A 25,819-nucleotide genomic window follows, 5' to 3' on the forward strand; every position below is an offset into this window, starting at 1 on the left:
TTCTATCCATTCTTTATCCACATGGTTTGCACAACTTTATTTCATGTAGCAAGAGTCTATTTTTGCTTTACTATACTAATTCCAACCACGCAACAGCTTCGCAATGAGCCGTATGTGGGAACATATCCACAGGTTGCACTTCCTGTGTTTTATAGCCACCATCTTCTAAGATCCTTAAATCTCTTGCCAATGTAGCTGGGTTACAAGATACATACACAACACGTTTTGGACGTTGCTCTAAAATTGTATTTAACAATGCTTCGTCGCAACCTTTGCGTGGTGGATCGACTACTAAAACGTCTGCTGTTTTGCCTTCTTTGTACCAGCGTGGAATGACTTCTTCTGCTGGACCTGCCTCGAAATACGTATTTGTAAAGCCATTCAGTTCAGCGTTACGTTTCGCATCTTCAATTGCTTGCGGTACAATTTCCACACCCATTACAGATTTCGCTTTTTGTGCTAGGAATAATGAAATTGAACCAATGCCACAGTAAGCATCGATCACTGTTTCGTCCCCTTTTAGGTCTGCGTAATCTAAAGCTTGCTTATAAAGCACTTCTGTTTGCTCTGGGTTTACTTGATAGAATGAACGCGCTGAAATTTCGAAGCGTACGTCGCCAATTGTATCTTCAATGGTGTCATTGCCCCAAAGTTTCAACGTTTCATTACCGAAGATAACGTTTGTTTTTTCACCATTAATATTTTGCATAATTGATGTTACATTTGGTACGAGTTGCTTGATCAGTTCCACTGCTGCTTCAGCTTGCGGGAATTTGCGCTTTTTCGTTACAAGTACTACCATTACTTCATTTGTTGCACGGCCTTTGCGTACTACTACATGGCGTAGCATACCTTGTCCTGTGTGCTCATCATATGGTTTGATACCTAACTTCCAAAGGCGTGGTTTTAAGCCTTCTAAAATGGCGTCTGCTTCTGCTGTTTGGATTAGGCAACGATCTGTATCAACGATATCATGTGATTTTGTTTTGTAAAAACCTGCAATCGGTGCTTCGCCGTTTAAGCCAAATGGAATCTGAGCTTTATTGCGATAATTCCATGGATTGTCCATACCTTTAACAGATAACACTGGTGCGTCAATCTTACCGATACGTATCATAACATTACGGACCATTTTTTCTTTCCATTTCAATTGACCTTCGTATGATAAGTGCTGTAGCTGACAACCCCCACATTGTGCAAATACAGGGCATGGTGCTGCGACGCGATCAGGTGAAGGTTCTGTAATGTTGATAATTTTTGCGAAGCCGTAGTTTTTTAATGTTTTTAATACATGGACTTCAGCAGTTTCATCAGGCAGCCCACCTTGTATAAAAAGTGGGTAACCATCGATTTTCGCAACGCCTGCTCCGTCATGTGTTAAGTCTTCTATATAAACCGTCAAACGGTCATTTTTCTTTACTGGTGCTGTCATTTTCGTACTTCCTCCATTTCAGTTCTTCTATTGTACCATGACCTCTTAGAAGGAACAAAAGCGCAGAGTGCCGTCAAGCGGTGGAGGACACTCATATGAAGTTGCTTTTTGACTTCATATGAGTGTTCGAAGCGACCTCGATGGTGTGGTACACGAAGCTAGATGCAGAAAAAATCCAAATGCCAAAATCGACACTTGGATTTAAAAAGTTAATTATTCACCTTTCGTAACTGGCCCATCTTTTAATGCTACAAAGAAGGCTACGGCAATGGATGCTGCTAAAACAATAAATGGTGCATAGAAAATTAGAAAATTAACCATTCTGAAAATCCTCCCTTATGCATGATGGTCTTTTTTCCCTCGAATATAATCTTTGTTGAATAAGAATAACTTCATGAGTAAATATATTGATGGGATTAACAGTAATAATCCTAGCACGAAAGCAACTACTAAAGCGGTTGCCATTGCTGGATTCGTAAAGCTATCATATATAGTCAAGTATGGGTAAAGTAAATATGGGTAATGTGAGATACCGTATGCAAAAAATGCTAAAGCAAATTGACCAATAAGTAAGCCTAGTGCCCAGCTATAATGCTGTTTCTTCCAAATAAACCATACTGTAATGACAAACATGATTGCTGACAGGCCGAACATCCAGCCAATATCAATCATGCGATTAAAATGTTCGACGTTATGTTTACTTAACTCAAACATAATCCCAATAACAGAAATTGCTAATGGACCTGCCCAAATGAGCGCGTATTTTCTTAGAAGCTTTGTAGCTTTTCGATCTCCAGCTTTATCTGCATACCAAGTTAAAAATACCGCTGATATATATAGAACAGCCGCTATTGCCAACACGACTATACTCCAAGTTAATGGGCTTGTGAATAATGCATGATAATCTAGCACTGGATTATCATTCACCATCGATACAAAGCCCCCTTCAGAAATCGTTAACACTACTGATAATGAAGCTGGGATTAACAATCCTGCCGCTCCGTACATAAACGAATAACCTTTATGTCCCCGTGACCCATACGATTCAAAAGCGTAATAACTACCACGAATGGCAAGGAGAATAATCGCAATACTTGCTGGTACGAGTAATGTTGTTCCGTAATAAAAAGCTGTTTTCGGGAAGAAACCAACAACTCCTACGAAAAAGAATACTAAGAATACATTCGTTACTTCCCAGACTGGTGACAAATAACGTTGAATAATATTCGTTAAAATATGTTGTCGCCCTGTTAATACACCATAAGCATTGAAAAATCCTGCACCAAAGTCAATCGAACCGATTATTAAATAGCCTAATAAAAACAGCCACAATACGGAAATCCCTAGAATTTCTAATGTCATGAGAAGTCACCGCCTTTTTCAGCTTTGCGATCTTCAATTTCTTGTTCAATTGGATTGTGACGGAACATACGACGAAGTACAACGACGCTACCAACACCTAAAACAATATATAAGCCACAGAATAATATCAACATAATGTCCACATGATCACTTGTTGTTGCAGCTTCTGCTACCTTCATATACTTTCTTAAAATCCATGGTTGGCGACCAACTTCTGCAAGCCACCAGCCAGCTTCAATGGCAATAATAGATAACGGCCCACCTGCAACAATGACCCAGCGGAACCATTTAGTACTTACAAATGACCAGCCACGAATTTTACCTAATACATACGCTGCTGACACTAATACCATGAACATACCGATCATGACCATCGTATCGAACAAGTAGTGAATGTAAAGTGGTGGTGTTTCATCTTCTGGAAATTCATTTAACCCAATAACCTCAGCTGTAGGATTTGAATGTGCTAAAAAGCTTAAAGCATAAGGCACTTTAATGGCATACTTCACTTCTTCACCATCGGTTACACCAAATAGAACAAGTGGAGCATTTTTCTCAGTTTCAAAATGCCACTCTGCTGCTGCTAATTTTTCTGGTTGATATTCTACTAAGTATTTTGCAGAGAAATCTCCAATGATTGCTGATGCAACAGCAAATACTAAACCAACTTTCATTAATAAGAACAATGCTTTTTTGTGATAAACGTGCGTTGAACCTTTAAGCATTTTAAATGCTGCAATAGCTGCTAAAACAAAAGCTGCTGTCATGTAGGCTGTTACGACAACATGTGCTACTTTAGTTGGCATTGCTGGGTTTAACATCGCTAAAATTGGTTGTATATTAACGAGCTGACCATCTACGACATCAAAGCCTTGTGGTGCGTTCATAAATGCATTCACAATTGTTATAAAGACTGCTGACATCGATGCACCAATTGCAACAGGAATTAATAATAGTAAATGTTTCTTTTGATTTTCAAAACGGTCCCAAGTGTATAAATAAATACCTAAGAAGATTGCTTCAAAGAAAAACGCAAATGTCTCCATAAAGAGTGGTAATGCAATAACATTACCTGCTAGCTGCATGAAGTTAGGCCATAGTAGCGATAACTGCAAACCGATAGCGGTACCTGTTACTACACCAACTGCAACGGTAATAACGAATCCACGCGCCCAACGCCTTGCCAGTAAAATATAATGCTCATCATTCTTCTTAATCCCTACCCATTGTGCAATCATAATCATCAATGGGACACCTACGCCAATCGTAGCGTAAATGATATGGAAAGATAATGTAAGCTCCGTTAAGACACGGCTAAAAAATACAGCACTTTCATTTTCCATGATTGTTCCTCCTCAGCTTCCGAAAATACGTCCGACGAGTGACAGCAGCATAATACCTGCTACGATAAAGCTTAACCAGATTAGTTTCTTCTCATGTGTTTTATACATAGCGCACTCTCCCTTACTTATTATTATACCCATAGCAACCGGTATTCTAACTTCCGAACGTGACAGATTTATCACGTATTCATGTTCAAAATATGATAAAAGAATGTTCAAAATGTGAATTGATATTTATCTTGAGCAAAGAATTTGCATTTCACGTTTTAAATAAAAGAAAAGACTAGAAAGCAGCATGGCTTCTAGTCTTAAAACATTCATTATATTATGGTCTATCTTGTTCTCTAATATCATCAATTGGTACAAAGACTTCAATATGTCTTTTTAAATTTCTAAATTCAGCAGGAATATCTCCACCGTATTCACCATCTAAATTTAACTGTACTACTTCATCCGAAGTCACTTTCACATGACTAGCCTTTGCATGGATAACATGTGGGTCTTTAAAATGTTCCCCACGAACTGCAAGTGAAACAAGTTTGATAAAATCAGCGATATTACATTTTTTCAAAATAAACATGGAGAAGTAGCCATCATTAATACTTGAGTTTGGTGATAATTTTTCAAATCCGCCTACTGAGTTTGTTAAACCGATTAAGAACATCATTGCTTCATCTTCAAATACTTCTCCATCGTATTCAATACGCATTTTAGAAGCTTTTATAGACGGTAGCATCTCTATTCCTTTTAAATAATAAGCCAGTTGTCCAATAATTGTTTTTAGCTTACTAGGTACTTCGTAAGTCAGTTCAGTAATACGACCGCCGCCAGCAATATTGATAAAATGACGATCATTCACTAATCCTACATCCACTGGAATAGTATCACCTTTAATAATAATATCTACAGCTTGCTTTATATCTCGTGGAATATGTACCGCACGTGCAAAGTCATTTGTTGTCCCCATCGGTATTAACCCAATTTTAGGTCTCTCTTCAAACTCACTAACCCCGGCGACAACTTCGTTTAATGTCCCATCTCCACCTACAGCAATGATCACATCAAATTTACGCTCAACCGCTGCCTTTGCAGCAGTAGTTGCATCGCCTGCACAGGTAGTAGCATGACAAGAGGCTTCATAGCCGGCGACTTCTAATTTTTCTAATACTTCAGGTAGATGCTTTTTGAAAATTTCTCTACCCGATGTGGGATTATAAATGATTCGTGCTCGTTTCATATCATTACCTTCTTTGCTCTACAATTTTCTAATTATGTTAACGGAAAAATTCTGTGGAATGTTCCCAAAAGTACTTAAGGCTCAAAATAGGCTGTCTCAACGTTTATATTAAATACGTTAGGCAGCCCTTTATTTTTTGTAATGTGATATCAAAATTCCAATTTGATGCCATCCAAATATGAAAAGCTTTCAATCCCATTATACAGAATCATCCTTATTGTGCAAATGACGGTTTTATTTTAAAGTGTCTGTTATAACTTTACGGAAATCATCATACACCCAGCCCCAAAACTCTTCATTTGAAGCATTCTCTTCAGTAATACCTGCGAATAATTCCTTTTGTTTCTCTGTAAATGTTGGATCATCCTGTGAAGGTAGTTTGGCTTTGTTTGCTAACACATATTCTTGTAATTGTGGTGCACGAGGTCCCCATTTTCCAATCACTTCTCCTGCTTCACTTAAAATAATATAAACAGGAATAGAGCGACCACCATTTGTTAAATATTGATCCATTAACTCTAAATTTTGATCACGGTAAACACAACGCATTTCTAAATTAGCTGCCTCTGCAATTTTACGGATGATTGGATTGTTCATCATCGCATCACCACACCAGTCTTCAGTTATCGTTAGAATATGTGGTTTTTTAGATGCAAGTAATGAAATAAACTCTTCATCCTCAGGCAGTTGGTAATTATTATAAACTTTAAAGCTGTTATCCTTATGCGTTGTCATACTATCCATATAATCTTGAATTGAAATTGCTTCGTCAAAATATTGTTGTTCAGTTTTCATATGTAAAACCTCCTTGAAAATAGTGTAAATGTTTTATGAATTTTTGGCAAAGTTCTAAACATGCATATCTCAAATAAGATGTTGTTACTCCGCTACTACTCGTTTTAAATTAACTTTGTATTATATTGAGTTAGTATTGATTTTGATAAAACGAAGCGCACTGTCATGAGTGGATCGACTATCTGGCAAATTTCAATTTGACCAGCCGCACTTAATAACATGGTAACTTCGGCTAGTGATCGTCCTGTTTTTTGTACAATTCTATTAGCCATTAACTCCGTTGCAAGTCTGCTTGCTTCATCTAATGTTTTGGCAGAAGCAATTTGTGTAAACACTTCTTCATTTTCTAGTAAAGGTTGTTCTATTGTCTCTCCTTTTAACACCTCTAATGTAACTGTCGCTGCTCCTTCTACTTCAACACCCGTAACACCAATTTCCCCATCACCCATTGCAGCATGGAAATCACCAAGACCAAATAATGCACCTTCAACGAAAACAGGGAGATATAAAATTGCGCCCTCTGTAATCATTTTATTATCCATATCCCCCCCATGTGGGCCAGGTGTGCCACAATTAATTGCTTCTTCTTTAGGTGCAACACCGATAACGCCAATCATCTTATTAATAGGTAATTTAATGTCGTTTAAGAACACATGGTCATCTTTTATCGGCAAAATTTTGATCGTCGATTCAGTCAAACGATGTCCTAATGTACCTTCATTTGGCAAGGTCATCATCACACCTTGTGAGCCGATTTCAATTTTATCAATTTTGACTTTTAAAATGTCCCCAGGCATCGCTTCTTCAATATAAATAGGCCCAGTTGCAGGATTCGTTTGATCCCATGCTAATTGTTCTATCTTATCCGCCTCAGATGTCACTTGATTTTGAAAGCAATCGAAAGTTTCGATACGAATTGTTGTACCTGATGAAATCATTTTAATAGGCTCGTGATTTTTATCAAAAGCATAAATGATGCTTTCAGAACGACTAAGTGTTTCCATATGAATGCCCCCTTACTTTTTCTCTACTATAGCAAAAAAAGACTGCTTGAGGCACGGATGCCCAAGCAGTCTTTGAAAGTTTTAAATTAGCGTTTGTTGATTTCTTCAAGAAGGATTTTGTTAACCATTGGTGGGTTAGCTTGTCCTTTAGTTGCTTTCATGATTTGACCTACTAAGAAGCCAATTGCACGATCTTTACCGTTTTTGAAGTCTTCAATTGATTGTTGGTTGTTGTCCAAAGTTTCTGTAACAATTTTAAGTAAAGCTGTTGGATCAGAAAGTTGAACAAGACCTTTATCTTTAACGATTTTTTCTGCATCGCCACCGTTTTCAACTAGCTCTTTGAAAACTTTTTTAGCGATTTTAGAAGAAATTGTACCTGCAGAGATTAATATAACCATACCTGCTAGTCCTTCTGGTGTTAAAGCAGTATCTTTTAATTCTTTTTGTTCTGCATTTAAGTAAGCAGATACTTCACCCATTAACCAGTTAGAAGCAAGTTTAGCGTCTGCTCCAGCCGCTACTGTTGCTTCAAAGAAATCTGCGATGTCTTTTTGCAATGTTAAAACGCCTGCATCATATGCTGTTAAGCCTAGTTCTTCAACATATCGAACTTTACGAGCTGCTGGTAATTCAGGGATTTCATCTTTTACGCGTTGTAACCATGCATCGTCGATTACGATATCAACTAAGTCTGGCTCTGGGAAGTAACGGTAATCGTCCGCGCCTTCTTTTACACGCATAAGGATTGTTTTACCTGTTTTTTCATCGAAACGACGAGTTTCTTGCTCGATGACACCGCCGGCATTTAATACAGCTGCTTGGCGTTTTTCTTCAAACTCAAGACCACGGCGAACGAAGTTGAATGAATTTAAGTTTTTCAATTCAGTTTTTGTACCGAATTCATCTCGGCCGTATGGACGGATTGAGATATTGGCATCACAACGAAGTGAGCCTTCTTCCATTTTACAGTCAGATACACCTGTATATTGGATGATTGATTTGATTTGCTCAAGGTAAGCGTATGCCTCTTCTGGAGTACGGATATCTGGTTCAGATACGATTTCCACAAGTGGTGTACCTTGACGGTTAAAGTCAACTAGAGAGCTGTTTTTACCATGAGTAAGTTTACCCGCATCTTCTTCCATATGAAGACGAGTAATACCAATACGTTTTTTCTCACCGTTTACTTCAATATCAACCCATCCGTTTTTACCGATTGGTTTATCAAATTGTGAAATTTGGTAAGCTTTCGGATTATCAGGGTAGAAATAGTTTTTACGGTCGAATTTAGTATGTTGTTCGATTTCCATATTAAGTGCTAGAGATGCACGAATTGCGTAATCTACAACGTTTTTGTTTACAACTGGTAAAACACCTGGGTAACCTAGGTCAATTACTGTTGTGTTTGTATTTGGTTCAGCACCAAAGTGGTTTGGTGAACCAGAAAAGATTTTAGAGTTTGTTTTTAACTCTACGTGTACTTCTAAACCAATGACTGTTTCAAAGTTCATGTTATTTTACCTCCCAAATTTGAGGAGTTTCTTTGTGGAATTCAGTTGCTTTTTCGAAAGCATCTGCCACACGGTAAATTGTAGCTTCGTCGAAGTATTTACCAATAATTTGTAAACCAAGTGGTAGACCATCTTCAAATCCACATGGAATTGAGATAGCTGGTACACCTGCTAAGTTAATAGGAATCGTTAAAATATCGTTAGCGTACATTGTCATAGGATCTTCAACATTTTCTCCAATTTTGAATGCTGGAGTTGGAGTTGTAGGCCCTAGAATTACATCAAATTCTTCGAAAACTTTATCGAAATCTTCTTTGATTAATGTACGAGCTTGTTGTGCTTTTTTGTAGTAAGCATCATAAGTACCTGCACTTAATGAATACGTTCCAAGCATGATACGACGTTTTACTTCATCTCCGAAACCTTGAGCACGAGTTTCTTTGTAAAGTTCTTCTAGGTTTGTAACGTTTTCAGCGCGGAAACCGAAACGGATACCGTCAAAACGTGATAAGTTTGAAGATGCTTCAGAAGAAGAAAGGATGTAATATGCTGCTAATGCATATTTTGAGTGAGGAAGTGATACTTCTTCCCAAGTTGCGCCTTGAGCTTCTAATACTTTAAGTGCATCAAGAACTGATTGACGTGCCGCTTCTCCAACACCTTCACCTAAATATTCTTTAGGTACAGCGATACGAAGACCTTTCACATCACCAGTAAGAGCTTCTACAAAGCTTGGTACTTCAACGTTTGCTGAAGTTGAATCGTTAGCATCCACACCTGAGATTGCTTCAAGTAATAATGCATTGTCTCGTACATTACGAGTAATTGGACCGATTTGATCAAGTGAAGAAGCGAATGCTACTAAACCGTAACGAGATACACGACCATAAGTTGGTTTCATCCCAACAACACCACAGAATGAAGCTGGTTGACGAATTGAACCACCTGTATCAGAACCTAATGAAAATGGTACTTCTCCTGCTGCTACAGCTGCTGCTGAACCACCTGAAGATCCACCAGGTACGCGGTCAAGACTCCATGGGTTACGAACTGGTTTGATGCCTGAGTTTTCATTTGAAGAACCCATTGCAAATTCATCCATGTTCAATTTACCGATTGTTACCATTCCAGCTTCACGTAATTTATTGACAACCGTTGCGTCATAGATTGGGTTGAAGCCTTCTAGAATTTTACTTGCACAAGTTGTTTCTAAGCCTTCAGTAACGATATTGTCTTTAACACCGATAGGTAGACCGAATAGTGGTCCTCTTTCTTCCAAAGGAACTACATCCATTTCTTTTGCTTGTGCTGTTGCTTTTTCTTCATTTAATGCTAAAAACGCGCCTACTTCACCATCTAGTGCAGCTACACGTTTGTAAGCTTCTTCTGTTAAGTCAGCGATTGAGATTTCTTTTGTTTTTAAAAGTTCTTGTAACTCTTGTGCTGATTTTGTAAACAATGTCATATGTGGCCCTCCTTACTGACTATTATTCTGTAATGATTGGTGGTACTTTAACTAAACCGTCTACATGTTCTTTTACGTTTAACATCATAACTTCACGATCTAAACCTTTCACTGCAACGTCTTCACGTAAAACGTTTACAAGTGGTAAGACATGTGTTGTTGGTTCAACATTAGTAGTATCTAATTCATTAAGTTGCTCTGCAAATTTAGTAATCGCACCTAATTGTTGTGCAAACTTTTCAGCTTCAGCTTCTGTAATAGCTAGACGAGCTAAGTTAGCAACGTGCTTAACTTCTTCTTTTGTAATATTCGCCATTCTTCACACCTCCGAATTCAATAACCATACCGATAATAATATCATTTTTAGTAATATTTATGCAAGGCGATACTTTTCGCTAAAGTGACGCCAAACGCTTGAAAATAAAGGCTTTTCTTTCCTTTATTATCAACCTTACTATCCTCATAATTCATTATAGCAAAATGAATAGAGATAATTGACTACCTTCAGATTATACAATTTATCGACACAAATAAGTATGATTTTCATACTTTCTACTAAAGTAAAAGAGTGCGACAGATTTGTCGCACTCTTTCTATTAAAAACTAATCATTATATATATGAACATATGGCTCACTTGAATTAGCTTCTTTTACTACTAATGCCTCTGGTCCGTTGACAGAAGTTACATTAACTTCGACCTTTAATCCTTTAGGGAATTGATCAATTACTGCACCAGCCATGAATTGTGTGAAACCAACAATTTCAGAAGTACCGTAAAATTTAATTGGAATATCTATGTTTAACTTTTTAATTTTATTATCTTGATAGAAGCCTGTTCCAATAACATTTGTATAGTTAGAGAAGTACTTTTCAATATCTTGTTTAAAGAATTTAAAATATTGATTCATTTCACGGTAATTTTCTTCACTATCATTTGTTGGGAACAACACATATTCCTCTTTAATCGATTTCCACTCTGAGATTTTATTAGATCCCTCATCTACAATACCGTAAGAGATATATGTACCTGGAACAATGGAGCTACGACTTTGCTGTTTAAATAGTCCAACAACCATTGGCACATTTTCTAGTCCCTCTTTTTGACGTAATCGTTGGATGATTTGAGCAGCAATTTTTTCACCCTGTTTTGTTAATGCCTGTTCAGGTATTTGTTCTTCATATGTTGCACCATAATCTTCTTTTTGATAATAGTAAATAGAGTTAAGAGCCAAACCGATTGAAACACCAGCAAGCTTCACTTTATTTTTCCCTGCTTTTTCAAGATAGTTTTGTTCTACGATATGCGCCAAATAGATAGGAGCCTTTTTAGCACGTTCTGTTGGCGACATACTCTTGTTAGTAGCAGGGTTTAAACCATCATCTGTTTGGGAACTACGCGCAAGCCATGAAGAGGCAGTTTCCTTATCAATATACTGCCCCTCTTGGAAAAAGTACTTTCCTGGGTCAAATGCGTTTTGAGATAAGCGTAATAGTCCACTTTCTGCTTCAGTAATATCATATTTTGAATAAATGTTTGAAACAATCAAACCTCTACTTGCACTTGCTTTATAAGGTAAAAGAGTACGATAGTATTGGTCATCAATTTGCATATTAGGAATGATCGTTGCTTCTTCCTTGTCTTTAGCATCGCTTTGTACTACTTCCGTGTCATTCTTTAATGATGGAACGCAACCTGCAAGCATGGTGACAACAATCATCGCCGGTATCCAGCGAAGTCGTTTCATGATCTTGATCTCCTTTACACAGTTAATTCTTGAAGAAGGCGGTTTTCATCCCAAACTTCAATGCCAAGTTGTTCGGCTTTTGCTAGTTTGGAGCCTGCTTCTTCTCCGGCGATTACTAGGTCTGTTTTTTTACTTACACTTCCAGTAACTGTACCGCCTAACTGTTCTATTTTCTCTTTTGCATCTTGTCGTGTCAATTGTTCTAATTTACCGGTTAAAACAACTGTTTTTCCTGAAAATATACTCTCTATGTCAGTAACATTTACTTTTTTACCTTTAAAGTCCATGTTCACACCTGCATCAGAAAGCCTTTGTATCAATGCTTGAACTTCTTCATTCTCAAAATAAGAAAGCAATGATTCGGCCATTTTCTCACCAATATCATTTACATTCACAAGTTCGTTTGTTGTTGCTTTCATTAAATTCTGCATAGAACCAAATTCTTCAGATAATACGCGCGCTGCTTTTGCACCAACGTGCCGAATACCTAAGCCAAATAATAAGCGCTCCATTGAATTTTCTTTCGAGTTTTCAATAGCTGTCACTAGATTATTTGCTGATTTTTCGCCCATACGCTCTAATTGAACTAAATCTTCTACTTTTAATTTATATAGGTCTGATACATCTTTTACGAGATCAGATTTTAATAATTGCTCTACAACTTTTTCACCGCAACCATCGATATTCATGGCATTTCGTGAGACAAAATGAGCCATACCTTCTGAAATTTGAGCGAAACATTGTGGGTTTACACAGCGAAGTGCTACTTCACCTTCTAAACGTATAAGCTCACTATCACAAGCTGGGCAATGTGTTGGCATTTCATAAGGAACCGAATCTTCACTACGTTGATCAAACAATACGGATACAACCTCAGGGATGATATCACCGGCTTTACGGATAATAACTTGATCTCCGATTCGGATATCCTTTTCGCGAATAATATCCTCATTATGCAATGTTGCACGCCCAACAGTTGTCCCTGCTACAAGAACTGGTTCTAGTATAGCTGTAGGGGTAACAACACCTGTACGACCAATAGTCAAATCTACGTCTAAAACTTTAGTGACTACCTCTTCAGCTGGGAATTTATATGCGATAGACCAACGTGGACTTTTCGCTGTGTAACCTAACTCCTCTTGCTGGTCATAACGGTTTACTTTAATAACGATTCCATCAATTTCGTAAGGTAATTCTGGACGTTTTTCAGTCCACTCTTCGATATAAGCCATTACTTCTTTAATATCCTTGCATGCTCTGCGTTCATGATTTGTATGGAATCCTAATGTATCCATGTAATCTAATGCTTCACTATGACTGTCTAAATTGTAAGCCTCACCGCTACCTCCAATAGCATAAATGAAGGTCGATAAATTACGACTCGCTGCAATTTTAGGATCTAGTTGACGAAGTGATCCAGCAGCTGCATTACGAGGGTTTGCAAATAATTCTTCGCCCTTTTCAGCACGTGCTTTATTTAAATTTGTGAAAGAGCGTTTTGGCATATAACATTCTCCACGTGCTTCAATGGAAACGGATTCTTTTAAACGCAACGGAATAGAACGAACCGTTTTTAAGTTTTCTGTAATATCCTCACCAATTTGACCATCACCACGTGTTGACCCTACAACAAAAACGCCATTTTCGTACCGAAGCGAAATCGCTAAACCATCGATTTTCAATTCACAAATATAATTAAAATTGTCACCGATAATAGTGCGAGCTCTACGATCGAAGTCATTCAAGTCTGCTTCGTTAAAAGCATTCGAAAGACTAAGCATTGGATAGTCATGTGTAACCTTGCGGAAACCTTGTAATATTTCCCCTCCTACTCGTTGTGTAGGTGAGTCCGGATAGATTAAATCCGGATTTTCTTGTTCAATTGCAATTAGTTCATTTAATAATTGATCGTAAATTGCATCTGGAACAACCGGTTTATCCAGCACATAATAGGCATGTCCATATTCATGAAGAAGATCATTGAGTTCAGCTACACGCTTTTCCAGTTGTATTTTGTCCATTCATTCTCCTCCGCAACTGCTCCTATACTTTTTCGATAGGCGCAAATTTTGCTAATAATCGTTTAATACCTGTTGGGCTTGGGAATGCAATATCTAACTCAACATTTTCTCCTTCACCACGGACACTAACAACTGTACCTACACCCCATTTTTTATGAGATGCTTTGTCGCCAGAAGCCCAGCCAAGCTTTTCTCCACCAGATTGTGTATAAGCAGGTTTTGTCACTACTGTACGAGTTGTCTGTGCTGTTGATGTAACAAATCCAGACTGACGTGGTGAACGTCCAGCACTTGCACTACTATTGCTATTGTTAGCAGAAACATCTTCAATAATTCCATTATCAATTTCCTGTAAGAATCGCGATGGATTGTTATAGCTGCTACGTCCGAAAATAGTACGCGATTGTGCACAAGTTAAGAATAGTTTCTGCTCAGCACGTGTGATACCTACATAAGCAAGTCGACGCTCCTCTTCCATTTCATCTTCATCTTGCAATGAACGTGAGTGTGGGAAAATATTTTCTTCCATTCCGATAATGAACACGACTGGGAATTCTAAACCTTTTGCAGAGTGCATTGTCATTAATACGATGCTACCTTTAGACTCATCCTCTTTATCAAGTGAATCAATGTCTGCTATAAGTGCTAAATCAGTTAAAAAGGCAACAAGCGTTTTATCATCACTTTGAGCTTCAAATGCTTTTGTAACTGTTAAGAATTCATCGATATTCTCTAAGCGGCTTTCTGCTTCAATCGTTTTTTCCGTTTTGAGCATCTCACGATAGCCTGACTTTTCGAGTACTTGCTCAACTAGTTCTGTCACAGACAAAAATTCCTGCATTCTCGTAAAGTCCGAAATCATAGCATGGAATTTTGCTGCTGCGTTAGCTGCTCTTGCAGGCAAGCCCATAAAATCAACTTCTCTTAATGCATCAAAAATAGAACGATCTTGTTCGAATGCAAATTGTGCCATACGATCAAAAGAAGTCGCACCAATACTACGCTTTGGTTCGTTAATAATTCGCGCTAAAGATAAATCATCATCATTATTAGCAATTAAACGTAAGTATGCTAGTAAATCCTTTATCTCTTTTCGATCATAGAACTTCGTACCACCAACAATTGTATAAGCCATGTTCGACTTCACAAGTACTTCTTCCATTGCACGTGATTGTGCATTTGTGCGGTAAAGAATTGCAAAATCATCGAGTGAACGATTCTCTTTTAACATTATTTCTTGAATTGTTTGCACGACAAATTGTGCTTCTTGTTTTTCGTCATAAGAACGAGAAATAGCAATTTTCTCACCTTCAGCATTTTCCGTACGAAGTTCTTTTGGATAGCGGCTTGAGTTATTTTTTATGACGTCATTAGCCGCTTGAAGGATGCGTGCAGATGAGCGGTAATTCTGCTCTAACATGATTGCTTTTGCTTTAGGGTAGTCCTTTTCAAAAGATAAAATATTTTGAATATCTGCTCCGCGCCAACGATAAATGGATTGGTCAGAGTCACCAACAACACAAATGTTTTGGAATTTCTTCGCTAGCATTTGAACTAATTGATATTGAGAATGGTTCGTATCTTGATATTCATCCACGTGAATATATTGGAATCGATTTTGGTAATATTCTAGTACTTCAGGTACCTGTTGGAATAGACGAATAGTAATCATAATTAAATCATCAAAATCTAACGATTGGTTTTTTCGCAAGCGTCTTTGATAACTTTCATATACATCTGCCACAGTTTTTTCATATGGGTTTGTTGAGCTCACTTGCGCTTTATATGTTTCAACATCGATACATTCGTTTTTCGCAGAACTAATCGCATTTAACATAGAGCGTGGATCATGACGTTTAGGATCTATGTTTAACTCTTTCAAAACGTTTTTAATTACCGTTAATTGATCCGTTGTATCTAGAATGGAGAAGTTTTTGTTGTAGCCAATACGATCGATATCACGGCGCAAAATTCGAACACACATTGAGTGGAATGTAGATACCCACATTTGAGCACCCGTGCCGTTGCCTAGTAAACCATCGATACGTTCTCTCATTTCACGAGCTGCTTTATTCGTGAATGTGATGGCTAATATTTTCGAAGGATACACCTTTTTTTCAATTACTAAATACGCAATACGATGAGTTAGTACTCGCGTTTTCCCTGATCCAGCTCCGGCCATTATTAGCAATGGACCTTCTGTTGTTTTCACAGCTTCTGCCTGTTCAGGGTTCATTCCTTTTAATAAATTATTCGTTAGTTGTTCCATAACGCACCACCTTTTTACAATACAAACATTTGTTCTTGATTATACTATAGTTTTATAATTCTTTCACGGCTTTTACTGTACTAAGCGCCGCTTTTAAATCTTCATAAATAATATTGCCAATTACGACGGTATTAGCTGATTGAGCCATTTCCTTTGCTTGTTCAGCGTTGGAAATCCCTCCACCGTAAAATAATCGTGTATTTTCTAGAACTGCTTGAACATCTTTTACTATATTAGGATTCCCGTAAATGCCACTATATTCTAGATAAAAAATAGGTAAATTGAACAGATTTTCAGCCATTCTTGCATAAGCAACTACGTCTTCTGCATCTAACTCAGTATTTGCCTCCGTCACTTTTGCAGCTTTACAATCTGCATTTAATATGCAATAGCCTTCTGCAAAAAGCTCATCCCACATCATGATATCGCCGTATTCTTTAATCGCTTGATGATGTAAATCTTTTACCCATGTGGTGTTACTACTATTTAATACTGTTGGTATAAAGTAATAATCAAAGCCTGGTGTAACAGATTCTAAATTAGAAATTTCTAAAACAACTGGCACTGTAAAACGACGTATTCTTACCAATAAATCTAATACATTATCGATTGTCACATTATCTGTACCACCAACAATTATTGCATCTGTGCCTGATTCGCATATCTGCTCTAGCACTTCATCTGTCATTGGTTTTGCCGGATCAACTTTAAATACATGACGCCAATTTTGAAACTCCATTTTAACCCACCTATCTGTAATATTAATATCTATTTGATTTAATCAAAGAGCAACCAAGTTTTTCTCTAATTACCAGTATACATTAGTCAAACGTGCTCTCCATTGAATATTCGTAAAGGCTAGAAAGAATTTATCTGGAATTTATTTCACAAGAAAAAAACTGAACAGACATCTGCTCAGTCGGTTTCATTATATTTGCTAAACAACTTCTCAGTCTTTAGGAGCTAGAAAAGGTTTTTCATCTGGATAAAGGCGACCAAGCATTTCATCGTATGTATCATTTCCGTAATCGAAACAACGACGTACACGAGAAATTGTTGCTGTAGAAGCACCTGTTTCCTTTTTGATTGTTTCATACGTTTTTTTCAAGCGTAATAAATGCGCTACTTCAAAACGTTGTGCTAGAGATTGGATTTCACTTATTGTACATAAATCATCAAAGAATTTATAGCATTCTTCTATGTCATTTAACTCCAAAACCGCTTTAAATAGTTGTTCTGTTTGATGACCTTTAATTTTTTCAATTTGCATGCTTCATTCCCCCTTTCCTCATTAAGGTTCATATGTGACCGCTTTTGCTAATCCAGGATTGGAAGGTACGAGATGAATCCATGACTTACCAGGCACTAATTTGACAGGCTGATCATCTGCATATGGCGCTAATACACCATCTACATTTCGCCATTCGATATCTAACTTTTGCCCAGCTTGAAAGACATAACCATTTCCACCTGAAGTTAAATCTAGCGCTTGACGTCCCTTTTGATCAACAGTACTTTGATTCACTTCAAAGAATAATACATTGGCAACTTGTACAGATTCATCGTTTAATAAATCCTTTGTAACAACGCCGCCAGATTGACGTTCATATAATTTACTGTCTTCATTAAAAGTATATGTGTTATGGAATTGTTCATCAACACCAAAATGAATATCTACTTTTGCAATATACTTTTCTATTTTAACATCTTCAGCAGACTCATAAAAAGAGAAAGGTACTTTTTTGTGCATTTTTAATGCAGCCCCTACCTTTTCAAATCCTAACTTTACATTTTTTTCTGAAATATAGGAGTTGTGTGGTGCTACTCGATCAGTTGAACGTTTAAATAATGAACCATCATATTGCATCCCATTAATATTATCTACTACACCAGCACTTAGCATCCTTCTCGCCTCTGGACTATATCCATGTGCAATATAAAATGCATCTAAACCTTTTGCTAGATCCACAAAATAATCTCTTGCACTTCTTATCGGCCCCATATTCTCAGGCAACTCACTTTGGAATACTGCAAGCAAACGTGTAATATTCCCTTCAGCTACCATCTCATAAACTAGGTCAGCCGATGTTAGACCAGATTGAGGACGTGCTTGCGGATGATTATTAATCGTCACCATCACAGGACGCATCTTTGGTTTTTGCTCTACTTCTAATCCAGTAAACGGTGTGAAATAAGTCTTTTTCTCAACTTCTACTTCCGCTTGTACTTCTGTTTTTTCTGGTTCCTTCTTTACTTCTTTTTCTTCTTTCTCTTTAGAACATCCAACCAATAAAACGCCTAGTACTAGTAATCCCACCATCAACTTCTTTTTCAAAAGACTTCCTCCTATCTCATAACGGACGGGAATAGAACGGTTTTCTTCATCACATCGAAAATACCGCGTTGAGTAATCCGAATATAAGGTAAATGTGTAGATTGTAAAAATAGCAAAGTATAAATAGCATCACCAAGATGATAGCCTCGCTCTTGTAATGCCTTCTTTAGAGCTAATTCTTGCTCTATTAATACTTCAACAGGCTCAGCGGATAATCCTCCTCCAATTGAAAGTGGTAAGCTTTCTAAAACTCGTCCATTTTCAACAATTACGATACCGCCCTTCATTTTTTTCATTTCATTAAAGGCTATTAACATATCTTTTGTATCTTTTCCTATTAAAATTATATCGCCAGTACTTGAATAAGAGGATGCAAATCCTTGGAGATGTGTCGCGAAACCTTTTATCAAAGTATTTACACGCCATTTTCCATTTTTATCCACTAGCATTAAATAGCATTCATCGTGGTCCGTGTGAAGTTTACCTTCATTCGTATGAACTGATACGCTATATGGTTTTGTAATAACATCATTTACCAATTGAATTCCAAATGGCATCGAAAATTGGAAGTCATCATCAGATAAGTCAAATTTCAAGTCGAGAGTGCCCATTGCCGTCCAATCGATAGTTGGTAGAGTGAATTCCTTTTTATTGTCTCGTTTTAACCAAACACCTTTTGATAATACACTGACTGGTACTGGATTAAATTCATTTTCTAAAAAGTTCAGAGTAGCATACCGTCCTGTTGCAATAAGTCCGTGTAAATTACTCATATTATAGTAGCGCGCAACATTGTAAGATGCCATTTGATAGGCATCAATCGGTGCCACACCCGCATCAAGGGCTACTTGAATGCATTTGTCCATCACACCATCTCTATGGAATGAAGGTGTAGCACCATCTGTTGTCATCATTAAGTGATCAAAAATATTCAATTTCTTCTCAACAATATCTTTCAAAAGTATTGGTAAATCTGGACGGATGGATGAATGACGTAAAGTCACTGCATATCCATGTAAAATGCGATTTTCCACTTCTTTTAAAGTCATTGATTCATGGTCCCCATCAGCACCAAATAGTTTCATACGAGCCAATGTTCTTTCAGATGCACCCGGTAAATGTGCTTCAATTTTTTTGCCATGTGCTTTTGCGAGTTTTAGCCAATACAGCATTTGGTCATCGCCTGCAAGTAATCTTGGCCAGCCTGTTAACTCCCCACCTAGCATGACATCTGTTCGTTCAAGCCAATCATTAATTGCTTTTGTCGTAAATAAATCATGTTCATTTTCAAGCTCCGTTTGCGAATCAAATCGCGCCCACCAGTAAAATGAGAACGGTAGCTGCTTTAATTGTTCTAAAATTGAAAACGCTTTCTTGTTTTTAATTGCTAAAAATAGCATTAAGTTGTCGGATAGAAACGTCGTCGTTCCACGTTGCGCTGCATAATCCGCAAAGGATTGGGGATTATAAAGCTGAAATGGATGAACATGTGGTTCAATGTAACCTGGAACAATCGTCTGTCCCTCAGCATCAACAATCTCTGTTGTCGCTGTGTTTGGAGGCATTTTAGACCCTGCGTATATAATACGATCTTTATCAATCCAAATATTCCCCTGGATCCATTGTTTATATATGCCATGTAAATAACGCGCGTTTTTAATTACTAAATTAGGTGCTTCTTTACCATCAATGATGGCTATTTGTTGACGGATTTGACTGATTTTCCATGAAGGCTCTGGCATTACATCCATCTCCTTTCGCTTTTCTTTATTATTTATATGCTCATTAATGTGATTATTTAATTTATGTCAAAAATAGGATTTAATACTGTTTTGTCATTATTGAATTATCGTATCACAGCACTTTAGGAAAGCAAAGTTTTTAGTAGTATTTTGTGGGAAAATTTGTATAGGAGGTTGACTAAATTGACACAATCAGAAAACTTAAGTACGAAGAATGCTTTTATGCGGTTAACATGTGGTATAACTATGACAGCATTTGGTATCGGTAGAATTTCGCGCGATTCTAATTGTACTGGTGGTCGATTGATGATTATTATCGGTGCTATGAAAACAGCGGAAGGTATTTTAAAGTATTGCCCAACAAAAGCAATGATGAACTCCACTATGAAATCCGTGGTGGATAGTTCTATGACAAGTGCTTTTGGTGGCCAAGCTGCGAGTATTATTCCGAATATTGATCAATTGATGAAAGATTTTGCTGGTGGAAATTCGAATGCTGATACGAATACTAATTCCAATAGTAATTCGAATAGTAACTCCAATAATAATAATGAAAAGAATAACTCTCAAAACAGCAACTCAAAAAATCAGTCTAATGATCAAAAAAAGAACAATAATAACAGTCAATCTAACTCAACTAATTCATAATTCCCCATACTAGACAAAAAGCTGTCCGACCTTACAATCGGGCAGCTTTTCGTTTTACTTCATTGTACGCCAACCTATATCTGAACGGTGGAAAAAGCCTGTCCACGATTCTTTAGATAAACCTTCGTATACTTTTTGTTGTGCGTCTTTTAAAGATGTAGCCTTTGTAGTAACTAGTAGTACACGTCCACCATTACCTACAAAGTCTTCTCCTACTAACTTTGTTCCGGCATGAAATACATCAAAGTTTGCCGATAATTTTTCAAGTGACGGTAATTTCGCACCTTTTTTTACATCGCCTGGATATCCTTCAGATGCAATTACTACACCTAGCATTGCATCGTTCGACCATTCCAATTTATAAGGTTCTTCATTCATTAACGCCATCATGAATTCTCCAAAGTCAGAAGCCATACGTGGTAATACAACTTGTGTCTCAGGATCACCAAAGCGTGCATTAAATTCAATTACCTTTGGACCTTCAGCAGTTAAAATAAGTCCTGCATATAAAATCCCTGTGAATGGTGCACCTTCAGTTGTCATCGCTTGAACGGTTGGTACGACTACTTCATCATATGCACGTTTAACAACCGCATCAGAAATTTGAGGTACTGGAGAGTAAGCACCCATTCCACCTGTATTTGGACCTTTATCACCGTCATATGCACGTTTATGATCTTGTGCAATAACCATTGGATAAATTTGACCATTATGTACAAATGACATGTAAGAGAACTCTTCCCCATCAAGGAAATCTTCAATCACTACGCGAGAAGAAGAATCGCCAAAGCGTTGATTACCAATCATGTCTTTGATACCTTCAATCGCTTCCTCCTCAGTTAATGCAACGATTACACCTTTTCCGGCAGCTAGACCATCTGCTTTTACAACAATTGGTGCTCCCATTTTTTGCACGTATGCAATTGCCGCTTCTGCTTCAGTAAATGTTGCAGAAGCGGCTGTTGGGATATTATATTTTTGCATTAGTTCTTTTGCAAATGATTTACTACCTTCTATTTTAGCTGCTTCCTTAGTTGGGCCAAAAATGCGCAAACCTTCCTCTTGAAAAGCATCCACGATACCAGCTACTAAAGGCTGTTCAGGTCCGACAAATGTTAAGTCGATTGACTGCTCTTTAGCAAATGCTATAAGTTCCGCAAAGTTGAAAACGTCAATTGCAACACACTCTGCATCATTTTTCATACCATCGTTACCTGGAGCTACAAATACTTTCTTAACGGATGCTGCATTTGCAAATTGTTTAGCAATTGCATGCTCGCGACCGCCACTACCAATAACTAGTACTTTCATTGAGGTTTCCTCCTACTTATAAATTAATGGAACACGCCGATGTTTAATCGGTGTGTTCCTTATTTAGCATATCCAGCTTCAGGCGCTCAAAGTCTAAGAGCGACTTTGGCTTCCACCCTCCAACGACCTCGCAGCTGGACGAGCGCCTTGGGCAAGCAGGATGCTGTCATGCAACCGTTGCGACACGACGTCGCGCTTTTAGGTTGCCTTCATTATCTAGCATATCCGGTTCCAGGCGCTATCGGCTCGAGGTCACTTCAGTCTCTCGGTCAAAGGCAAATGCGCCTTTGATTCGAGCCTTCCAGTGCTTGTCGCCGATGAGCGAGCGCCTTCCACACTTAGTGTTTAAAGTGTCTTACTCCTGTGAATACCATTGTGATGCCGTATTCGTTTGCTTTGTCGATTGAGTCTTGGTCTTTGATTGAGCCGCCTGTTTGGATGATTGCTGTGATGCCTGCTTTAGCAGCAGTTTCTACAGTATCATTCATTGGGAAGAATGCATCTGATGCAAGTGCTGCACCTTTTGCTTTTTCACCAGCTTGCTCTAATGCAATTTTTGCTGAGCCTACACGGTTCATTTGACCAGCACCAACACCTAATGTCATTTTGTCATCTGTAACAACGATGGCATTCGATTTAACGTGTTTTACTACTGACCAGCCAAGTTTCATTGCTGCCCATTCTTCTTCAGTTGGTTCGCGGTCTGTTACTACTTTTACTTCTCCGTCTTTTAAGCCGAAACGATCTGGCTCTTGAACAAGTAAGCCACCCTCAACAGATACTATGTTGAATGCATCACGTTTTTCTTGTGCAAATGAAATTGTTAGTAAGCGAATATTTTTCTTCGCAGATAATTTTTCAAGTGCTTCAGCAGTGAATGCAGGAGCGATGATAATTTCTAGGAAGATTCCAGCAAGTTGTTCTGCTGTTGCTAAATCTACTTCACGGTTCAACGCAATGATACCGCCGAAGATTGAAGTTGAATCTGCTTCATATGCTTTAGCGAATGCTTCAGATATTGTTTCAGCTGTACCAACGCCACAAGGATTCATATGCTTTACTGCTACTGCAGCTGGTGCGTCAAATTCTTTGATAATTTGAAGTGCAGCATTTGCATCTTGAATATTATTATAAGAAAGTTCTTTACCGTGTAATTGTTCAGCTGATGCGATTGAGAAATCTGAGCCTAAGTGCTTTTGATAGAAAGCTGCTTTTTGATGTGGATTTTCACCGTAACGAAGTGGTTGTTTTAATTCGTATGTTAAAGTCATTTGTTCTGGGAACTCTTCACCAGTGTATTCTGTCAAGTAGTTAGAAATATAAGAATCGTAAGCCGCTGTATGACGGAATACTTTTGCACCTAAACGACGACGTGTTTCAAGTGTTGTTTGACCTTCTGCTTTTAGCTCTGCTAATACAATTGCATAATCATTTGAATCGACGATAACTGTTACATATTTTTGATTTTTAGCGGCTGAACGAAGCATTGTTGGACCACCAATATCAATATTTTCAATAGCATCAACGATTGTTACATTAGGCTTTGAAATTGTTTCAACGAATGGATATAGATTTACACAAACGATTTCGATCGGTTGAATACCATGTTCGGCCATTTGCGCTTGGTGTTCAGGATCATCATGTTTTGCAAGTAATCCACCATGAATAAGCGGGTTCAATGTTTTAACACGTCCACCTAAAATTTCTGGGAAGTTTGTTACTTGGTCAACAGCAGTTACTGCTACACCATTTTCTTGTAAATGTTTTTTTGTACCGCCTGTTGATAAAATTTCATAGCCTAATGCCTCTAATTCCTTAGCAAATTCTAAAACACCTGATTTATCAGAGACACTGATTAACGCACGTTTCGTCACGATTATTTCCTCCTTAGATTTGAAAGCAAGTTGTAATTCTTATGTAGTACATGATCAGAACCAAAGCACGAAGCTCTGGCTCCAATTAATTATTTATTTTAAAGTTGCCTGTAATGCTTCTTTATAAAGGTCATGCTCAATTGCATGAATTGCTTGTTCTGTTGCCTCGCGATCACCGTCAGTGACTGCTACAGCACGTTGCGCAATAATTGGACCTGTATCCATTCCCGCATCTACAAAATGAACTGTTACACCCGTTACTTTCACACGATGTTCCATTGCTTGTCCAATGGCATCTTTCCCTGGAAACGAAGGTAATAGAGATGGGTGAATATTAACAATTTTAGAAGTATAGGAATTTAATAATGTTTCACCGATTAAACGCATATATCCCGCAAGAACGATCCATTTCACTTCACACTCTTGTAGCTTAGCTAAAATAGCTTGTTCATAAGCTTCCTTAGAACCAAAATCCTTAGGACTTAGAGCTAATACAGGGATACTCTTTGCTTTAGCACGTTCTACAACGTAAGCACCGGGCTTATCAGTGACAACGAGCTCAATTTTCGCATTTAGTTCACCACGTTCAATTGCTTCTTGAATAGCTTGAAAGTTAGAACCGCTACCTGATGCGAAAACTGCGATGGAAACGATATTACTCATGAGTTAGGCTCCCATCATGATTACCTTTGAAAAGAACCCCTTCACCTTTCACAACGCGACCAATTTCATACGCTTTTTCACCATGCTGTTCAGCAATTTCTATAATTCGAGCTGCTTCAGAAGCTGGTACTGAAAGTACGTATCCAATCCCCATATTGAAAACATTATATAAATCACGCTCTTGTAGATTACCTTTCTCTTTTAAGAATCCAAAGACAGGTAATACTGGCCAAGTGCCTAAATCAATTTCTGTTGCTAGTCCTTCCGGCATCATACGAGGTAGGTTTTCGTAGAAACCACCACCTGTAACGTGTGCCATACCATGCACTTCACACTCTTTTAGCATTGCTAAAACAGGTTTTGCATAAATTTTTGTTGGTACTAATAAAGCTTCACCAATCGGGCCAAGGTTCTCATAGCCTTCAACAATTGTTTCAGGTGTAAAGCCATTATCAGCAAAAACGACTTTACGGACAAGTGAATAACCATTTGAGTGAATACCACTAGAAGCTAGGCCTACAAGTACGTCACCTTCTGAAATTTTCTCGCCTGTTACGATGTTTGCTTTTTCAGCAGCACCAACCGCAAAGCCCGCTAAATCATATTCGTCCTCTTCATACAGACCAGGCATTTCAGCTGTTTCGCCACCGATTAACGCAGCACCAGCTTGGACACAACCATCAGCAACACCTTTAACAATTTGCTCGATTTTAGCAGGCTCAGCTTTACCAACTGCTACGTAATCTAAAAAGTATAATGGCTCTGCACCTTGTGCAACGATATCGTTTACACACATTGCTACGCAGTCTACTCCGATTGTATCGTGTTTATCAGTCATAAACGCTAGTTTTAATTTTGTCCCAACACCATCAGTACCAGAAATAAGAACTGGTTCCTTCAAGTTTAATTCAGATAAATCGAACATGCCGCCAAAGCCACCAAATGAACCCATGATGCCTTTTCTTGCTGTACGTTCAACATGTGATTTCATTCTTTGGACTGCTTCATAGCCTGCTTCAATATTAACGCCTGCTTGTTCATATGCTTTTGACATGTAG

The 25,819-nt window shown here is 37.9% G+C and carries 22 protein-coding genes; 1 reads left to right on the top strand and 21 read right to left on the bottom strand.

What is annotated here, in order from left to right; all coding sequences use genetic code 11:
* Positions 1-70: 70 nt before the first annotated feature.
* From rlmD to BK137_RS18960, 17 genes are all read right to left on the bottom strand, one after another.
* Positions 71-1,432: a 23S rRNA (uracil(1939)-C(5))-methyltransferase RlmD gene (gene rlmD, locus BK137_RS18885; RefSeq protein ID WP_038178661.1), complete on the bottom strand. Its 1,362-nt coding sequence runs from the start codon at positions 1,430-1,432 to the stop codon at positions 71-73.
* 213 nt (positions 1,433-1,645) lie between these two features.
* Complete coding sequence (cydS, locus tag BK137_RS23010) at positions 1,646-1,753, bottom strand: cytochrome bd oxidase small subunit CydS family protein (protein WP_390011768.1); 108 nt, start codon at positions 1,751-1,753, stop codon at positions 1,646-1,648.
* A gap of 15 nt (positions 1,754-1,768) precedes the next feature.
* Positions 1,769-2,794, bottom strand: a complete 1,026-nt coding sequence (locus BK137_RS18890; RefSeq protein WP_038178663.1) for a cytochrome d ubiquinol oxidase subunit II — start codon at positions 2,792-2,794, stop codon at positions 1,769-1,771.
* Positions 2,791-4,137, bottom strand: coding sequence for a cytochrome ubiquinol oxidase subunit I (locus tag BK137_RS18895; protein ID WP_038178665.1), 1,347 nt, complete (start codon positions 4,135-4,137; stop codon positions 2,791-2,793). Before BK137_RS18895 ends, BK137_RS18890 begins: the two co-directional genes overlap by 4 nt.
* A 325-nt stretch (positions 4,138-4,462) precedes the next feature.
* On the bottom strand, positions 4,463-5,374 hold the full coding sequence (locus BK137_RS18900) for a diacylglycerol kinase (protein WP_038178667.1): 912 nt from the start codon (positions 5,372-5,374) through the stop codon (positions 4,463-4,465).
* A gap of 234 nt (positions 5,375-5,608) precedes the next feature.
* A complete protein-coding gene (locus tag BK137_RS18905; protein WP_038178669.1) occupies positions 5,609-6,169 on the bottom strand; it encodes a thioredoxin family protein in 561 nt (186 codons plus the stop codon).
* Between the two features lie 104 nt (positions 6,170-6,273).
* A complete protein-coding gene (locus BK137_RS18910) occupies positions 6,274-7,173 on the bottom strand; it encodes an acetamidase/formamidase family protein (RefSeq protein WP_038178671.1) in 900 nt (299 codons plus the stop codon).
* Positions 7,174-7,259: 86 nt separating this feature from the next.
* On the bottom strand, positions 7,260-8,687 hold the full coding sequence (gene gatB, locus BK137_RS18915; RefSeq protein WP_038178673.1) for an Asp-tRNA(Asn)/Glu-tRNA(Gln) amidotransferase subunit GatB: 1,428 nt from the start codon (positions 8,685-8,687) through the stop codon (positions 7,260-7,262).
* A 1-nt stretch (position 8,688) separates the two neighbouring features.
* Complete coding sequence (gene gatA, locus BK137_RS18920; RefSeq protein WP_038178676.1) at positions 8,689-10,152, bottom strand: Asp-tRNA(Asn)/Glu-tRNA(Gln) amidotransferase subunit GatA; 1,464 nt, start codon at positions 10,150-10,152, stop codon at positions 8,689-8,691.
* A gap of 22 nt (positions 10,153-10,174) precedes the next feature.
* Positions 10,175-10,468 (bottom strand): Asp-tRNA(Asn)/Glu-tRNA(Gln) amidotransferase subunit GatC, encoded by a 294-nt coding sequence (gatC, locus tag BK137_RS18925; protein WP_038178678.1) that lies wholly within the window; start codon positions 10,466-10,468, stop codon positions 10,175-10,177.
* A gap of 287 nt (positions 10,469-10,755) precedes the next feature.
* Positions 10,756-11,898, bottom strand: coding sequence for a CamS family sex pheromone protein (locus tag BK137_RS18930; RefSeq protein ID WP_038178679.1), 1,143 nt, complete (start codon positions 11,896-11,898; stop codon positions 10,756-10,758).
* Positions 11,899-11,912: 14 nt separating this feature from the next.
* On the bottom strand, positions 11,913-13,919 hold the full coding sequence (ligA, locus tag BK137_RS18935) for an NAD-dependent DNA ligase LigA (RefSeq protein WP_038178681.1): 2,007 nt from the start codon (positions 13,917-13,919) through the stop codon (positions 11,913-11,915).
* A 22-nt stretch (positions 13,920-13,941) separates the two neighbouring features.
* Positions 13,942-16,188: a DNA helicase PcrA gene (pcrA, locus tag BK137_RS18940; protein WP_038178683.1), complete on the bottom strand. Its 2,247-nt coding sequence runs from the start codon at positions 16,186-16,188 to the stop codon at positions 13,942-13,944.
* A gap of 52 nt (positions 16,189-16,240) precedes the next feature.
* A complete protein-coding gene (pcrB, locus tag BK137_RS18945) occupies positions 16,241-16,927 on the bottom strand; it encodes a heptaprenylglyceryl phosphate synthase (protein WP_038178684.1) in 687 nt (228 codons plus the stop codon).
* A 210-nt stretch (positions 16,928-17,137) separates the two neighbouring features.
* On the bottom strand, positions 17,138-17,458 hold the full coding sequence (locus BK137_RS18950; RefSeq protein WP_038178690.1) for a YerC/YecD family TrpR-related protein: 321 nt from the start codon (positions 17,456-17,458) through the stop codon (positions 17,138-17,140).
* Between the two features lie 21 nt (positions 17,459-17,479).
* Positions 17,480-18,523: a DUF3048 domain-containing protein gene (locus BK137_RS18955; RefSeq protein ID WP_235175660.1), complete on the bottom strand. Its 1,044-nt coding sequence runs from the start codon at positions 18,521-18,523 to the stop codon at positions 17,480-17,482.
* An 11-nt stretch (positions 18,524-18,534) separates the two neighbouring features.
* The gene (locus BK137_RS18960) at positions 18,535-20,265 is read right to left on the bottom strand and encodes an adenine deaminase C-terminal domain-containing protein (RefSeq protein ID WP_038178691.1); all 1,731 of its coding nucleotides are present in this window, start codon (positions 20,263-20,265) and stop codon (positions 18,535-18,537) included.
* Between the two features lie 183 nt (positions 20,266-20,448).
* On the opposite strand from BK137_RS18960, the gene BK137_RS18965 reads away from it, so the two are divergent.
* Positions 20,449-20,913 carry a YgaP-like transmembrane domain gene (locus BK137_RS18965; RefSeq protein ID WP_051448536.1) on the top strand — a complete coding sequence of 155 codons (465 nt, stop codon included), beginning with the start codon at positions 20,449-20,451 and terminating at the stop codon, positions 20,911-20,913.
* A 54-nt stretch (positions 20,914-20,967) separates the two neighbouring features.
* On the opposite strand, the gene purD is transcribed toward BK137_RS18965, so the two are convergent.
* The 4 genes from purD to purM form a co-directional block, all read right to left on the bottom strand.
* Positions 20,968-22,224, bottom strand: a complete 1,257-nt coding sequence (gene purD / locus BK137_RS18970; RefSeq protein WP_038178692.1) for a phosphoribosylamine--glycine ligase — start codon at positions 22,222-22,224, stop codon at positions 20,968-20,970.
* Positions 22,225-22,562: 338 nt separating this feature from the next.
* Complete coding sequence (gene purH, locus BK137_RS18975) at positions 22,563-24,098, bottom strand: bifunctional phosphoribosylaminoimidazolecarboxamide formyltransferase/IMP cyclohydrolase (RefSeq protein ID WP_038178693.1); 1,536 nt, start codon at positions 24,096-24,098, stop codon at positions 22,563-22,565.
* 93 nt (positions 24,099-24,191) lie between these two features.
* A complete protein-coding gene (gene purN, locus BK137_RS18980) occupies positions 24,192-24,761 on the bottom strand; it encodes a phosphoribosylglycinamide formyltransferase (RefSeq protein WP_038178694.1) in 570 nt (189 codons plus the stop codon).
* Positions 24,754-25,815, bottom strand: coding sequence for a phosphoribosylformylglycinamidine cyclo-ligase (purM, locus tag BK137_RS18985; protein WP_038178695.1), 1,062 nt, complete (start codon positions 25,813-25,815; stop codon positions 24,754-24,756). The genes purN and purM overlap by 8 nt, the downstream gene beginning before the upstream one ends.
* Between the last annotated feature and the right edge of the window lie 4 nt (positions 25,816-25,819).

The sequence above is a fragment of the Viridibacillus arenosi genome, from assembly GCF_001955655.1.
Lineage (GTDB): Bacteria > Bacillota > Bacilli > Bacillales_A > Planococcaceae > Viridibacillus > Viridibacillus arenosi.